This window comes from Kitasatospora sp. NPDC092286 (genome assembly GCF_044755565.1).
Classification (GTDB): Bacteria; Actinomycetota; Actinomycetes; order Streptomycetales; family Streptomycetaceae; genus Kitasatospora.
In genome coordinates this window covers 1-12,690 of sequence record NZ_JBIVRD010000055.1, presented here as the reverse complement: position 1 = coordinate 12,690, position 12,690 = coordinate 1, and the positions used below count along the sequence as shown (strand labels likewise).

The 12,690-nt window shown below is 70.3% G+C and carries 13 protein-coding genes and 1 pseudogene; 9 read left to right on the top strand and 5 right to left on the bottom strand.

The annotated features are described in order from the left end of the window. Nucleotides 1-125: 125 nt before the first annotated feature. Nucleotides 126-1,103 (bottom strand): class I SAM-dependent methyltransferase, encoded by a 978-nt coding sequence (locus ACIQIB_RS35750; RefSeq protein ID WP_400763142.1) that lies wholly within the window; start codon nucleotides 1,101-1,103, stop codon nucleotides 126-128. Between the two features lie 71 nt (nucleotides 1,104-1,174). Between ACIQIB_RS35750 and ACIQIB_RS35745 the strand changes: the two genes are divergently transcribed. Genes ACIQIB_RS35745 through ACIQIB_RS35730 form a run of 4 tightly spaced genes read left to right on the top strand, consistent with a single transcriptional unit; the run spans nucleotide 1,175 to nucleotide 3,419 of the window. Beyond that, nucleotides 1,175-1,819, top strand: coding sequence for an AMP-binding protein (locus ACIQIB_RS35745; RefSeq protein ID WP_400763140.1), 645 nt, complete (start codon nucleotides 1,175-1,177; stop codon nucleotides 1,817-1,819). After that, entirely contained in the window at nucleotides 1,816-2,016 is a 201-nt protein-coding gene (locus tag ACIQIB_RS35740) for a hypothetical protein (RefSeq protein WP_400763138.1), read from the top strand. Before ACIQIB_RS35745 ends, ACIQIB_RS35740 begins: the two co-directional genes overlap by 4 nt. Nucleotides 2,017-2,019: 3 nt before the next feature. Continuing rightward, a complete protein-coding gene (locus ACIQIB_RS35735) occupies nucleotides 2,020-2,937 on the top strand; it encodes a condensation domain-containing protein (RefSeq protein ID WP_400763136.1) in 918 nt (305 codons plus the stop codon). Then, nucleotides 2,883-3,419, top strand: coding sequence for an AMP-binding protein (locus ACIQIB_RS35730; RefSeq protein WP_400763134.1), 537 nt, complete (start codon nucleotides 2,883-2,885; stop codon nucleotides 3,417-3,419). Before ACIQIB_RS35735 ends, ACIQIB_RS35730 begins: the two co-directional genes overlap by 55 nt. A 374-nt stretch (nucleotides 3,420-3,793) precedes the next feature. On the opposite strand, the pseudogene ACIQIB_RS35725 reads toward ACIQIB_RS35730, so the two are convergent. Together ACIQIB_RS35725 and ACIQIB_RS35720 are read right to left on the bottom strand one after the other, a co-directional pair. Further along, nucleotides 3,794-4,096, bottom strand: a pseudogene (locus ACIQIB_RS35725) (dienelactone hydrolase family protein); the annotation flags it as partial. Further along, nucleotides 4,080-5,834, bottom strand: a complete 1,755-nt coding sequence (locus ACIQIB_RS35720) for an ABC transporter substrate-binding protein (protein WP_400763185.1) — start codon at nucleotides 5,832-5,834, stop codon at nucleotides 4,080-4,082. The gene ACIQIB_RS35720 and the pseudogene ACIQIB_RS35725, both read right to left, overlap by 17 nt. A gap of 151 nt (nucleotides 5,835-5,985) precedes the next feature. Between ACIQIB_RS35720 and ACIQIB_RS35715 the strand changes: the two genes are divergently transcribed. Both ACIQIB_RS35715 and ACIQIB_RS35710 read left to right on the top strand, forming a co-directional pair. Then, nucleotides 5,986-6,852: a nitrilase-related carbon-nitrogen hydrolase gene (locus tag ACIQIB_RS35715; protein WP_400763132.1), complete on the top strand. Its 867-nt coding sequence runs from the start codon at nucleotides 5,986-5,988 to the stop codon at nucleotides 6,850-6,852. Between the two features lie 46 nt (nucleotides 6,853-6,898). Beyond that, the gene (locus ACIQIB_RS35710) at nucleotides 6,899-7,747 is read left to right on the top strand and encodes a polysaccharide deacetylase (protein WP_400652379.1); all 849 of its coding nucleotides are present in this window, start codon (nucleotides 6,899-6,901) and stop codon (nucleotides 7,745-7,747) included. A gap of 156 nt (nucleotides 7,748-7,903) precedes the next feature. On the opposite strand, the gene ACIQIB_RS35705 is transcribed toward ACIQIB_RS35710, so the two are convergent. Beyond that, nucleotides 7,904-8,473, bottom strand: a complete 570-nt coding sequence (locus ACIQIB_RS35705) for a mucin-2 (RefSeq protein WP_400763130.1) — start codon at nucleotides 8,471-8,473, stop codon at nucleotides 7,904-7,906. Between the two features lie 153 nt (nucleotides 8,474-8,626). Here ACIQIB_RS35705 and ACIQIB_RS35700 point away from each other — a divergent pair, with 153 nt between their 5' ends. Continuing rightward, on the top strand, nucleotides 8,627-9,124 hold the full coding sequence (locus tag ACIQIB_RS35700) for a hypothetical protein (protein ID WP_400763128.1): 498 nt from the start codon (nucleotides 8,627-8,629) through the stop codon (nucleotides 9,122-9,124). A gap of 549 nt (nucleotides 9,125-9,673) precedes the next feature. Here ACIQIB_RS35700 and ACIQIB_RS35695 read toward each other — a convergent pair. Next, complete coding sequence (locus ACIQIB_RS35695; protein WP_363614857.1) at nucleotides 9,674-10,048, bottom strand: transglycosylase SLT domain-containing protein; 375 nt, start codon at nucleotides 10,046-10,048, stop codon at nucleotides 9,674-9,676. 981 nt (nucleotides 10,049-11,029) lie between these two features. On the opposite strand from ACIQIB_RS35695, the gene ACIQIB_RS35690 reads away from it, so the two are divergent. Continuing rightward, nucleotides 11,030-11,284: a hypothetical protein gene (locus ACIQIB_RS35690; RefSeq protein WP_363614859.1), complete on the top strand. Its 255-nt coding sequence runs from the start codon at nucleotides 11,030-11,032 to the stop codon at nucleotides 11,282-11,284. A gap of 787 nt (nucleotides 11,285-12,071) precedes the next feature. Next, nucleotides 12,072-12,368, top strand: coding sequence for a hypothetical protein (locus ACIQIB_RS35685; protein WP_400763126.1), 297 nt, complete (start codon nucleotides 12,072-12,074; stop codon nucleotides 12,366-12,368). Nucleotides 12,369-12,690: the final 322 nt, after the last annotated feature.

The window sequence follows — 12,690 nt, the reverse complement described above, 5'->3', positions numbered from 1 at the left end:
TCCTTGACCAGGCACCTTGTCCCGCCCGGAATACCCCGATCAGGGGCCTTGTCCTCCCGGTTTGTCCGTGACCGGGGATCGCGCCACCGGTGTCTGCGCGGCCCGGCGGAAACCAGGCCGCTTCGTCAGCCGGTCCTCGCCTTCTTCGTGCGCTGCTTGGCCTGCTGGTTGGCGTACTGCTGGCGGGCGGCGTCGGCGGCGCACTGGGCGCGGTCGGCCTCGGTGCGCACGCGCTCGTTGCCGAGCGGGTGCCGCTCCCACTCGCGCAGGGCGTCGGCCTTGCGCTGGTGCCGCTCGATCACCTCCGGCAGGTCGCCCGGACCGGTGGTGACGATCCGCCGGAACTCAGCGCCGAGCGCGAGAAGCCGCCCGCGGAGATCGTCCGGGAGCTCGGCCGGAATCCTGAGCAGGCCGATGGTGCCGACGATCCGCAGCGTGCCATGCCGGGTCGAGACGATCTCCACCCGCTTCTCGACCACCTTCGTCTCCGGGCGCCGGTAGCCGGCGGTGAAGACGGGCAGCGGCTGGTCGAGCCCCGCACCGGTCAGGCCAGGCACGACGACAAGGCCCGTGTCCATGAGGTCGCACGTGATCTGAACGGCCTCCTTCACGCCGATCGGCCGACCCGCCGGGCCCGGAAGTCCGGCAAGCTGCCGTACGGTCGCCTGCTGCGCGGCGGCGGCCTGGCAGGCCAGCCAGGCGAGCATGCGCGCTTCGATCAACGGCAAGCGGCCGATGGCGGCCGCAGCCAGTGCTTCACGGGGAGGTGTCGCCGTGGGTTTGGTCTGGCGCGCCTCGTCATAGGCCCGGATAGTGATCATCGACAGTCCGTCGTCTCGGAGCACCCGTCTCATGCCGAGGAGTGCCGCCCGGAGATCTTGCCCGGAGAGCAAGTGCGGGAGTGAGTTGTCCGAGCAGAGCAGGACGTCGAAGACCTTGTCACCGAACGGCAGTCGGCGCATGTCGGCCGCAGCCGCTGGAGGCCTGCCGCCTCGGGCCGCCGCCTCGACGGCAGCGCGCGCGGCGGCGACTGGGCTCAGGTCGCTGCCGACGACCTGATGTCCGGCCAGCCGTCTGGGACCAGATCGCCGGAAGCGGATCACCCGACTGTTCCTGCCCTATGTGGTGTTCCAGCAGCTGGCGGAGGTGGCCACGGCCCGCGAAGCAGTGGCCCATGACACTGCGGGATGTCTTCGTGGCCGGAGAACAGCTACGGGTGACCCCGCAGCTGACCGCGCTGTTCACCCATGTCCCGGCGGTTCTGCACAACCACTACGGACCGACCGAGGCGCATGTCGTCACGGCTCTCACACTCACCGGCCCGGTCACCGGCTGGCCCGCGCTGCCGCCGGTGGGACGCCCCATCGACGACGTCCGGATCTATCTGCTGGACGCCCTGGGTACCCCGGTCCCCGCAGGGGTGCCCGGCGAAGTGCACGTCGCCGGCCCCTGCCTCGCCAGGGGCTATCTGAACCGGCCGGAGCTGACCGAGGCGAGCTTCGTGCATGACCCGTTCCACGGGGCGCCGGGCGAGCGCGTGTACCGAACCGGGGACCTTGCTCGCTTCCGGGCCGACGGGGAGATCGAGTACCTGGGCCGCATCGACCGGCAGGTCAAGGTGCGCGGCTTCCGGGTCGAACCCGGCGAGATCGAGAACCGGGTGATGGCCCACCCCTCCGTTCGCGAGGCCGTCGTGGACCTGCACGGCACCGACGGCGCCGAACAGCAGCTGATCGCCTGGGTGGTCCCGCAGCCGGGGGCCACGGTGGACGCCGGGACCTGCGCCGGCACTGCCGGCGCACCTTGCCCGAGCACATGACCCCCCAGGTCTTCGTCCCACTCGACGCGCTGCCGCTCTCCAACGCCGGCAAGGTCGAACGCAAGCGGCTTCCCGAACCCGGCCCGTATCAAAGGCCCGAGGGTGCCTGCTACACCGAGCCGACGACCGACACCGAGAAGTCGGTCGCCAAGGCCTTCGGGGAGGTGCTCCAGGTCGCGCCGGTGCGTGCGCCGTAGAGGGTGATCTTCCGGGAACTGTTCACCCTCTACGGCGCACGCACCGGCTCGACCCCCGGCACGCTCCCCGAACTCCCCGTCCAGTACGCGGACTGCGCGGCCTGGCAGCACGCCCGGCTCGCCTCCGGGAAGCTCCAGGACACCGTCGATTACTGGCGCGACCGGCTCGCGGGCGCGCCGGCCCGGCTGGAACTGCCCACCGACCGGCCCCGGCCGCCGACCCAGTCCTACCGCGGGGCGGTCGAGCACTGCCATCTCGACCGGGAGCTCCTGGGCGATGTCCACGCACTCGCCCGTGAGTCCGGGGCGACGCTGTTCATGGTGCTGCTGGCCGCCTGGATCGTTGTGCTGTCGCGCCGCTCCGGCACCGAGGACCTGACGATCGGGACGCCCGTCGCCGGACGGCCCGCCCTGGAGATGGAGCCGTTGATCGGCTTCTTCGCCAACACCCTGGTGCTGCGGGTGAGCACCGCGGGCTCCCCCAGTTTCCGGGAGCTGACCGACCGGCTGCGGACCGTGACCATGGACGGATTCGCCCACGAGGAGATGCCGTTCGAACAGCTGGTGGAAGTGCTGCAACCGGAGAGGTCGCTCAGTCACAGCCCCCTCTTCCAGCACATGTTCATCCTCCAGAACACCCCCACCGAGGGGTTCGCGCTGCCCGGACTGTCGACGGGCGCCCTGACCGAGGACTGCCCGGACGGCCTACGCGCGGGACTGGAGTACGCCACCGACCTCTACGACCGGGACACCGCGGAACGCCTCCTCGACGAGTGGCGGACCGTGCTGCGGGCGGCGGTCGCCGCCCCGGACACCCCGGTGGACCGGCTGCCGCTGCTCTCCCCCGCGCGCTGCGCCGACGAGGGGTGGGACCGGGGACCCTGGTCGGGCTGTACCTCCTCCGCTCTCCGGAGCTGGTGATCTCCCTGCTGGCGGTGCTCAAGGCGGGCGGCGCGTATCTGCCGCTCGACCCAGGCGCCCCTACAGAGCGCACCGCGTACATCCTCGGCGACGCCTCGGCCGCGTTCGTGCTCGTCCGGTCCACCTCGGCCCGGCCGTCGGATGTCCCGGAATGCACCGAGGTCCTTGAGGTGGACCGACTCGACCTCACCGGCCACCCGTCCGGCCCGCCGCACCCGGCGGCCGGCCCCGCCGACCTCGCGTACGTGATCTACACGTCCGGTTCCACCGGCCGCCCCAAGGGCGTCATGGTCGAGCACCGCAATATGAGCGGTTTCTGCGCCGCCATGGACGAGGTGTTCAGCGCCCCGACCACACACGGGGAAAGCAGGCGTCCGCCCAGGTCACAGCGCACGACAGCACCCCTCGCGACAGGGGGTGTCCCGTCTCAAATGGTCTGCTCTGCGAGTAGGGCTGTGACCTGCGGCGACCAGATCACTTGAGACGCCCGGACGCCGAAAATCTCAGGCTATCTGGTCCCGGAAGCCTGGATGCCGGGTGTCGTCTCAGTTGATCCGGTCCGTCCCAACGCAGGCCAGCGGCCTCGTAGTCTCTCGATGTGCCCGCATCCCGAAACATCGGCTCCTGGCAGCAGGTGGAATCCCGAGCGGACTTCGCCACTTACCTCCGCTTCCTGGCCTTCGACCGCGAGCGTGCCTGCGGCGCCAAGCACCGGACCCACCAGAGCATCAACGGCTTCCTGTTGGGCTGGGTCCGCCTGCTGGGCAGCCGTATCGACGGCACCGACCTGCTGCACGAAGAAGCCCCCGAGTCGACCGGCCTGGTTCGCGGCCCGGAATCGCGGTTGCTGACCAGATCACTCCGTCACGGGCAGGCACTCGGCGAGCAGGTCGACGACGTCGCGCCAGGCCCGCTGCGCGTGCCGTGGGTGGTGGCCGACGCCGGGGAGCACGGTGTGGTCGACCGGCGGGTAGTGGAAGGCGTGCAAGGCTCCGCCGTAGACCACGAGGCGCCAGTCGACGCCCGCGGCCTGCATCTCGGCGGTGAACGCGTCCCGTTGCGCGGGCGGCATGATCGGGTCTTCCGACCCGACCCCGGCCCACACCGGGCAGCTCCGGCGCGGTCCGGAGGCGGTCGCGGTCTCAGGCCACCGGCCGGAAGGGCGCGGTGGAGTACGGCGTGGGGGCGATGATGTGATGGTGGCCGTCCTGGACCTGGTAGACGAGGTGGGCTTGCGCGATGGACGGGTCGGTCGTCTGGTCCGGGTAGACCAGGTTGGTCTGGTCGGGAGAGCCGAAATGGTAGGAGCCGTTGACCCCGCGATGGACGATGCGGCGCAGGACGCGGTTGACCTCTTCGGTGTCGTGGGGCGAGTCGCATTGTGACCATGCGGCGGCCAGTAGGTGGATCATGTCGTAGCGGATTCCCGCGCTGGACAATCCGGGTGTGCTCCCGAAGCGCCGGAGGAACCGTCGCTCGAATTGATGGCCGAAGTTGTCGCCGTACAGTCCGCTGACGGTCGCCCAGAGCATTCCCTCGGCGCGGCCGTCGGCCTGGTCGAGGAATTGGGGAACCGAGGGCGAGTACAGGGCGTACAGCAGGGCGTCGGACGGATCGCGCCGGAATTCGCGTACGAAGGCCGCCATCTGGGCCGTGGCGAAGTGGGCGATCATGACGGCGGCGGGGTCCAGGTCGCGGATCTGGCTGATGACGGTGGTCCAGTCAGGCGCGAAGGAATTGATGTGTTCGACGGCCGGCCGCCATCCGGCTCGTTCGGCCGCTTCCATCGCGGACGGGGTGAACGTGGTCATATCGGTGTCGTCGGTGTCGAAGACCTGAAGTCTGTTCGAGGCGGGGCGCCACGCTCCTGAGTCGCGCAGCGTGGTGAGCATACGGACGAAGCCGGTTCCGTAGACACTCTCCCGGCCGCACACCTGGAAGACGTTGCTGAACGTGTCGGTCTCTTCGGCGATGAGATCGGCGGCGCTCGCCGACGTCGAATGGTGCAGTAGGGGAGAGCCCGCGGAGGCCGCGGGGAGGAACTGCGCGCTGAGTGAATCGCGGGAACGCTGGAGCGTGTATCCCGTGGTGATCGCGTCGACGTCCTCGCCGACGAGTCGTTCGATCGCGTACTGTATCGCCCGGCCGTCCTGGATGTTGACCCGGAGCGGGATGTGCTCGATCCTGCGGCCGGCTACACCGCCGCGTTCGTTGATCTCGTCCACGGCGAGTCTGGTGCCCTGTTCCATCTTGAGGCCGTCACCGAGCCAGTCCCCGGCGGAGGGATAGACGGCGCCGATCAACAGGGGTCGCGGGCGGGTGACGCGCCGTCGTGGAGCGTCGGGGGTGGACGGGCTCCCGGGGTTGTCGCGTACCGCCGCCTCCAGCCTCAGCGGGCCGAGCGACGGGAGGCCCGCCAGCTCGCCCCGTACCGGGAGGGTGAACAGGTCACGGTCCAGCGCGATCGCTGTCGCCGCGGCGCGGCTGGTGACTCCCAGCTTGTGCAGAAGCCGCTCGACGTGGGTGGCGGCCGTGCGCCGGGAAACTGTCAGGCGGGTGGCGATGTCGGGGTTCGTCAGTCCGCAGGCGACCAGGGTCAGCACCTGGAGCTCACGCCCGGTGAGTCCGGAACGTTCCTCCGGCGCGAACGGCCGGACCTCGACGTGACAGCCCCCGGACGGACGCCCGGCGGGTGCGATATGGACGCGCAGGATCTGGGGATGGCCCGTGTCGGGCTCCTTGGGGAGTACGGCCGGGTCGGGGCCGGTGTCCCAGGCGAAACACACAGGGGCGGGCAGCCCGATGCGAGCCGCCGTGCGCAGATAGCGGGAAAGGCCGGCGTGCACGGTGATTTCGCCGCGATGGCGCTCCCGGATCTCGCCCGCGCGGGACACCATGGCGATCACCGTGGAAAAACGGGGCGGATACGTGCTCATCAGGGCATCGTAACCGGGGGCTGTGTTGTCCGCTTGTCGGTCATTTGACCGACGAATTCTGACGATTTCGCTGACAGCATGCGGACATCGACCGGACTCGAGGGAGACCCTGATGCCCAGAATCGCCAGCTGCACTTCAGCGTTCCGTGAAGTCGCGGATTTCGAGGAGTTCGCCGCACATCTTCGGGATCTGCTCGACCAAGCGGTCGGCGCCGACCTCGTCGTGCTGCCCGAACTGGTCACCTTCGAACTCATGACGGCCGTTCCCGGCTGGCGCGACGCTGTGGATCTGGAGCCTGTGGTCGAGACCGTACGGTTCACCGACCGGTACCGGGAACTCATGGCCCGCGAGGCCGCGAAGCGCGGACAGTACATCCTCGCCGGTTCGCATCTGGTCCGTACCGGGGATGGCGGCCTGCTCAACGTCGCTCCTCTTTTCGGGCCGGGCGGAGCGCTGCTGCACGAGCACGCCAAAACCCACCTCTTCCCACTCGAAAATTCCCTCGGTATCGGCGAGGGAGACGATATGGCGGTCGTGGAACTTCCCTTCGGCGTCGTCGGCGTGAATATCTGTTACGAGGCCGAGATCCCGGAGTGCTCCGCGTCGCTCACCGAGCAGGGTGTGCAGATCGTCCTCGTCCCCTCGCTCACCATCACCGAGGCCGGGTTCTGGCGCGTCCGTCACTGCGCCGCCGCCCGCGCCGTCGAGAACCAGATCTACACCGTGCACTCCGGTGTCGCCGGTCCCGCACGCGGGCCCTGGCCCGGGGCCTGGGCGCGCAGCGCGGTCCTGGGCCCGTGCGACGCGGGCTGGCCCGACAACGGGGTACTGGCCGAGACCGCCGCCAACGTCGACGCGGTCGCCGTCGCCGATGTCGATCTCCAGCGGCTCGCCGAGAACCGGAAGACGGGCGCCGCGACGACCTTCGCGGACCGCCGCCGGCGCGCGGAGCGCTACCGGACCTGGCCCTCCCACTGAGTCCGCGTTCGGCCACCGACCATCCCGATCAAGGAGACGAGGACCCATGTCCAAACCGACCGTATGCCTGACCTTCGACTTCGACGCCATCTCCGTCTGGCTGGGCACTATGGGCCTGTCCACCCCGACGTATGTGTCGCGCGGCGAGTTCGCGGCGAACGTCGCGACCCCGCGCATCCTCGATCTGCTGGAGCGTGAAGGAGTCACGTCCACCTGGTACATCCCCGGCCTGGACGTCGACACCTACCCGGACGTGTGCAAGCGCATTCGCGACGCCGGCCATGAGATCGGCCACCACGGCTACGCCCATGAGGGGCCGACCAGCCTGGACGAAGCCGCCGAGTCCGAAGTGCTGGAGCGTGGACTCGACGCTCTCGACCGGGTTCTCGGAGTCCGCCCGGCCGGCTACCGGTCGCCCGCGTTCGATCTCTCCCCGAACTCCACACGGCTGCTGTCGGACTTCGGGTTCACGTACGACAGCAGCATGATGGGACACGACTTCGAGCTGTACCGCTGCCGTACCGGCGACATCATCCACCGTGACCGGGCCGTCGAGTTCGGGCGCGAGCTGGACCTGGTCGAGGTGCCCGTCTCGTGGACCCTCGACGACTTCCCCTTCATGGAGTTCGCCCTCGCCCCGCCGATGTTGATGCCCGCCTCCACCGACGTCGAGGGGCTGGCCAACCGCTGGCTGGCGGATCTCGACTTCATGGTGGAGGAGGTTCCGCACGGGGTCTTCACCCAGACCTTCCACCCCCAGTCCATCGGCCGCGCCGGGCGCATCCGCATCCTGGAACGGATCATCCGCCGGGCCAAGGAACACGGTGCGCGGTTCTCCACCGTGAACCAGGCGGTCGGCGACTGGACCGCACGGCCCGGCACCGGCAGAGGCTGACCCCACCACGCACCCCGGGTTGTGCATACCGCTCCCCGAACAACTGCGGCAGCCCCTCCGGATCACGGTCGGGGTCTCGGTGCCAGCGGATGAAAGCGGAGGCTGCGGGACGGCGGGCATCGCAGGCCGGGCAGGGCTCCATCCACACGCCCGTCATCAGGCGAGCAGCAGTCGGCCCGGCCGGGCCGGTCCGCGGACGACTTCGACGGCGGGGTGGCCCCAGACCTCTTCGGTCTGGCGGTCGTTCTGGTCTCCTCCGAGGCAGGCGGTGATCAGGTTCCGGTCGGTGCCGTAGGCCCGGCGTGCGTTGTGGTCTTCGGTGAGCAGGCGCAGGTGTCCGTCCAGGAGGAGGTAGGCGCGTGCGTCTCCGGACCAGGCGACCGACAGCAGGCCGCCGGGGATGTGCACCACGACGACGGCCGCGGCGGTGGGAAGGTCGTGGTCGGCGGTCCGGGCGGGCTCTGCGGCGTAGTGGTCGTACTCGGCGCGCAGGCCGGCTTCCGCGTCCGCGTGCAGGACTGCGGCGCGGGCCAGGCGGCGGGCGGCGGCCTGGGTCCAGGTGCGGACGGCCGGGGTGTCGCCGACGCCATCGAGGAGGGCGTAGGCCCGCGTACCTGCGGACGACGTCCACACGGCGGTGGCGTCGCATTGATGGTTCCGGTCGCCGCCCAGCTGGGATGTCCCGTACGTGATCAGCAGCCGCCCCCGCGGCATCGTGCGGGGCATCCCCGCCGGGACGGTACCCCTCCGCGCAGAGCTGCCGCGACAATGCCTCCAAGCAGTGGGTGACGCATCTGCACCAGCTGCAGGTCGTGCTGTTCCGTCGCGGCCAGGTGGCCGCCCAGCCGCGCAAGCTGATGCCGTCATGGAAGCCCGCCGATGGAGCTGCCGCTGTGCATGCTGGCGGTCGCCCAGAAGTGGCTGGCGGCACGCGAGCTGACCGATGCTCCGTCGACGGTGGACAAGCTGGAGCTCGCGGTGCGGGTGTTCGGCGTATGGCTCGGCGAGAACCATCCCGAGATCACCACCTTCGCCGACGTCACCCGGGAACACTGCCTCGACTGGATAGGCCACATCGCCCAGGCTCCTGCGGAGCGGACCGGCAAGCCGCTGGGCGTGATGTCGCGGATCCAGCGGATCTCCGGGCTCTCCCAGTTCTTCCGGGACACCGCCGTCTGGCAGTACGCCGACGTTCCCGGCCACACCCTGATCGGTGCGGGCGATGCCCCCAAGTACCCCCAGAAGGTGCCCCGCTTCATCTCCGACCACGAACTCGACAAGCTGATGCCGGCCATCGGGTGGCGGGTGAGGTCCCGGATGGCCCGGTGGTCGCGGTCGGTGAGGATGTGGAGGCCCGCGCGGGCGAGAGCGGTGTAGAGCGGGTCGGCGGCGGGCCCGGCAAAGCGGCGGTGCGCAACATCGGCGCTCTGCCGGGCCTGGCGGGCGGCCTCGCGAGCGCGGTCGGCAACGTCCTGGCGGTGGTGCTCTGCGCACTGGGCGCGCTGGAGTCCGAGGTCGTGGTCCGGGCCGTAGGACTTGAGCATGGTGGTGGCGGCCTCGCCGCGGATGCGCTGCCGCTCCTGGAAGACGACCGCGGCCCGGACGACGGCGCCCTCGTCACCGGTGTCGGCGTGCCGGTCGGCGATCCGCAGGTCGTCCTGGGCGGCGGCAGGGCCCGGACGACGGCGGCCGTCAAGGCTGGCGGCCGCCTTCTCCCGGCAGAACGACGCCCGCGGCACCCGGCGACGCCCGGCGGTGCGCTGCCGGGCACCGGCGTGGGTACGCTGCTGCCGATCGGGGTGTTTCGGACGGCCGGGAAACGGCACGAGGGCCTGTGCCCGCGCAGATGCGCGGGCACAGGCCCTCGTGGGTCACTCCGGTTGCCCCTGTCCGGCCCCCGGGGTGAGGGGAAGCCGAATGGTCGGCTTAGTACCAGTGGTGGGTCTGCCAGAAGCTCCAGGCGGCGTTCGGGCTGCCGTAGCGGGTGTTCATGTAGTCCAGCGCCCACTTGATCTGGGTGGACGGGTTGGTCTTCCAGTCCGCACCAGCCGAGGCCATCTTGGAGGCCGGCAGCGCCTGGCCCAGACCGTACGAGCCCGAGCTCGGGTTGGTCGCCGTGACGTTCCAGCCCGACTCGTGGGAGATGATCTGGCTGAACGAGGCCAGCTGGTCCGCCGACACGATCTGAGCGGCGATGGCCTGCGGGGAGGCGTCCGCGGCCGAGGCGACGGTGGGGACCACGGCGGCACCCAGGGCGGTCACACCGGCGGCACCGGCAAGAATCACGGCAGAGGTACGCATACGGAGCTTGAAAGCGGGCATGAAGAGCAAGACCTCAATCGGGTTGGGCCGGTGTCACGCCCCGCCTCGACCATGGCCGGACAGGGGCCGAACGGTCGCAGGGCGTGACTCGGCGGTAAGCCGTTCACCGGCGGGACAGGAGCCGGTGTGGCTGGCGACGAATGCCAAGTTGCCAGACCGGATCGGCGCTCGCCAAGGCCCCTTCGCTACGACCCGCGGTCGTAGCGAAGAGGCCGGATCCGATTCGAAGGAAGGGCCTGTCTGGAGCGCGCCACCCCTCCCGGCCTGCACAAACACCCCCCAGCCCCCTTGCGAAGTGGTGCAAAACGGACTGCTAGCCGTCGTCGTTCATCGCATCCGCGTGTGAGCGCACTCACCGCCCCGGCCCCGGCACCATCACCGACCGGCCCACCACCCACCACGCCGAGTCACCACCGATCGCCCGCCATTGAGACCGCCACCACACCTGGCCGACGCGGGAACGGCACCACCGGGCGTCGCCACAGCTGCCGCCCCCCCTGACCGGCACGGCGGCAGCTGGGCAGGGCGCGAAGCCGTCGCAGGACCCGCCGGCCACCGAGACGCTCGTCCCGGCCGGCACCGCCCGCATCGAGGACCTCACGTCGTGGCGGGGCGGGGCGGGCACCGGCGGCTGGTGTCCGCCCCGCTGGTGTCCAGTGCTCGTTCCGCCAGGCCCGAACGGCTTCGTCGAGGCGCTCGGCGCCCTCCCAGTGGGCCGGGTGGGGCATCCGGCCGGCGGTCTCGCCATCCGTACTCGAGGGCGCAGGCCAGGCCGACCGGGTCGGAGGCGGCGGGGACGTCCAGTTTCATCGGCGGGTAGACGCCGGGGCCGGATTCGCGGTCCCGGACGTACGACCAGTCGACCGTGCTGTCCCAGTTCACGGTGAGCAGGCAGTCGGCGTCGGAGGCATCGGGGTCGCCGACCGGGCCATGGTTGCCGGCGCCCGAGCCGAGGAGCGCTTGCAGCCCGGGAGCGCCCCCACCGCCATCAGCGCGCCCGAAGCCGCCGGCTCAGGCCCGCACCCGGCCGGCGACGACACGGCGGACCGGGTGCTGCTGGGACTGGCACGGTCACCGCACGCGTTCGGCGAGTCCTTCGGCGACATGGCTCCACCGCTGCAGTTCCAGTTCAAGCCGTATCAGGACCTGCTCACGTCCCAACTGCTCCAACGGGTCGGCGACGCTGAGAGGACCACGCCGGGCGCCCTGGCTTGACAGCCCACCCGCCGGGGCCGGAGCGGCTGCCACCCGCCGAAACCGCGACCGAGAATCCCGGCAGGCTGTCACCAGAAATCCCGGCACCCGCCAGACCGGGCCTTACCCGAAGGAAATACCGGCCGCATTCGTGAGCGGAATACGGCGGCCTTTTGGGCGGTCCGTCACTTCGCGGGATTACCCGGACCGCCCCGAGACGGCCCCCGGAGGGCTCCGGACGGCCAGGCGAACACCCCCGGGAACACCCACAGCGGCAGCCCGGCCGGGCCTCCAGACAGCCGGAGCAGGGTTGCGTCACCAGCAGCCGGTAACGCAACCACCGGCCCGGGCCCGGCGCAGCACGGACAGGCCGGGACGGGCAGGCGCAGCCGAGCCGGGCAGACGGGGGCCAGGCGGGAGCGGGCAGGCCGAACGGGACGAGGCGGGACCGGGCCACCACCCCACACAGCGGGGCGGCTTGTGGTGACCTCCGGGTTCCGTCACCGTGGGATGGTGACGGGTCATCACGGACAGACGCCTGCCGCCGTCGCCCTTGCCGTAGAGGTCACGGTGATCCGATATCGGTGCCGCCCTGACCACCGCATTGCTCAGGGCCTCCCATTCCGGCAGCACCGCAAGCGCCACATCTGTGATGGCCTGGGGTGCGGAGGGCAGGTTGCATGCCTGCTCGAGCCAGGTAAGGACGGCCTGACGCAGCTGGGAGGTGTCTTCCATGCGGCACGAAACTAGCGCACTTCGCCGTCTACGCGACGTGTTCTCACACGTCAGAAGCGATGCGAACTCTGCAGTGGTCGGTAGAGTCGACTTCGGCTGGATGCGCAAGCTCGGCTGGATCGAGCCCACCGCCCTCGCCGCGGATGCGCTGCCACTCCTGGAGGACGACCGCGGCCCGGTCGATGGCGTCCAGGGTGAGCCCGGCCGCCCGCCGACGGACCCGGGTACGGACGTCCCCGAGCAGGCCGTGCTCCCGGCCGTCCGACTCGTCCTCGTCGACGGCCTGGTCGTCGTCAGGGCGGGCCGGGTACTGGGCGAGGGCGGCCTGCAGCGCCGCTGCGACGCCCGTCTCCCCCGGCCGGCAGGCTGACCGGTAACCCAACAACCAGAGCTCCCTACAGCGTTCTCATTGGCTTCGGAACGCGGTTGCAGCTCTTGAAACACTCCAGGTCGGACGCCACACACGAGGTTCCCCCTGACACACCGTCCCTTAAATGCCCAGACCAGCGCCCTCTTGCGGTACGCCTATACGCTCTCTCAACTCGTGAAACAAAGCAGGTCAGAAGCCACCAGCGACCTCACCGCGTTTCAGTTCCACTGACTAGCCGTTGCTCTATCGATCCTGGTGGGCGTGAGTTCGAGTCTGCCGACTCGGTCGGGTGATCTTCTGGTCGGCCGGGCATGAAAGTGGG

What these genes read in the sequence shown, in the direction of transcription:
- ACIQIB_RS35695 (WP_363614857.1), bottom strand. Translation starts at nt 10,048, where the DNA reads ATGCGTACCTCTGCCGTGATTCTTGCCGGTGCCGCCGGTGTGACCGCC.
- ACIQIB_RS35720 (WP_400763185.1), bottom strand. Translation starts at nt 5,834, where the DNA reads ATGGTGTCCCGCGCGGGCGAGATCCGGGAGCGCCATCGCGGCGAAATC.
- ACIQIB_RS35700 (WP_400763128.1), top strand. Translation starts at nt 8,627, where the DNA reads ATGGAGCTGCCGCTGTGCATGCTGGCGGTCGCCCAGAAGTGGCTGGCG.
- ACIQIB_RS35715 (WP_400763132.1), top strand. Translation starts at nt 5,986, where the DNA reads ATGCCCAGAATCGCCAGCTGCACTTCAGCGTTCCGTGAAGTCGCGGAT.
- ACIQIB_RS35740 (WP_400763138.1), top strand. Translation starts at nt 1,816, where the DNA reads ATGACCCCCCAGGTCTTCGTCCCACTCGACGCGCTGCCGCTCTCCAAC.
- ACIQIB_RS35705 (WP_400763130.1), bottom strand. Translation starts at nt 8,473, where the DNA reads ATGCCCCGCACGATGCCGCGGGGGCGGCTGCTGATCACGTACGGGACA.
- ACIQIB_RS35745 (WP_400763140.1), top strand. Translation starts at nt 1,175, where the DNA reads ATGACACTGCGGGATGTCTTCGTGGCCGGAGAACAGCTACGGGTGACC.
- ACIQIB_RS35710 (WP_400652379.1), top strand. Translation starts at nt 6,899, where the DNA reads ATGTCCAAACCGACCGTATGCCTGACCTTCGACTTCGACGCCATCTCC.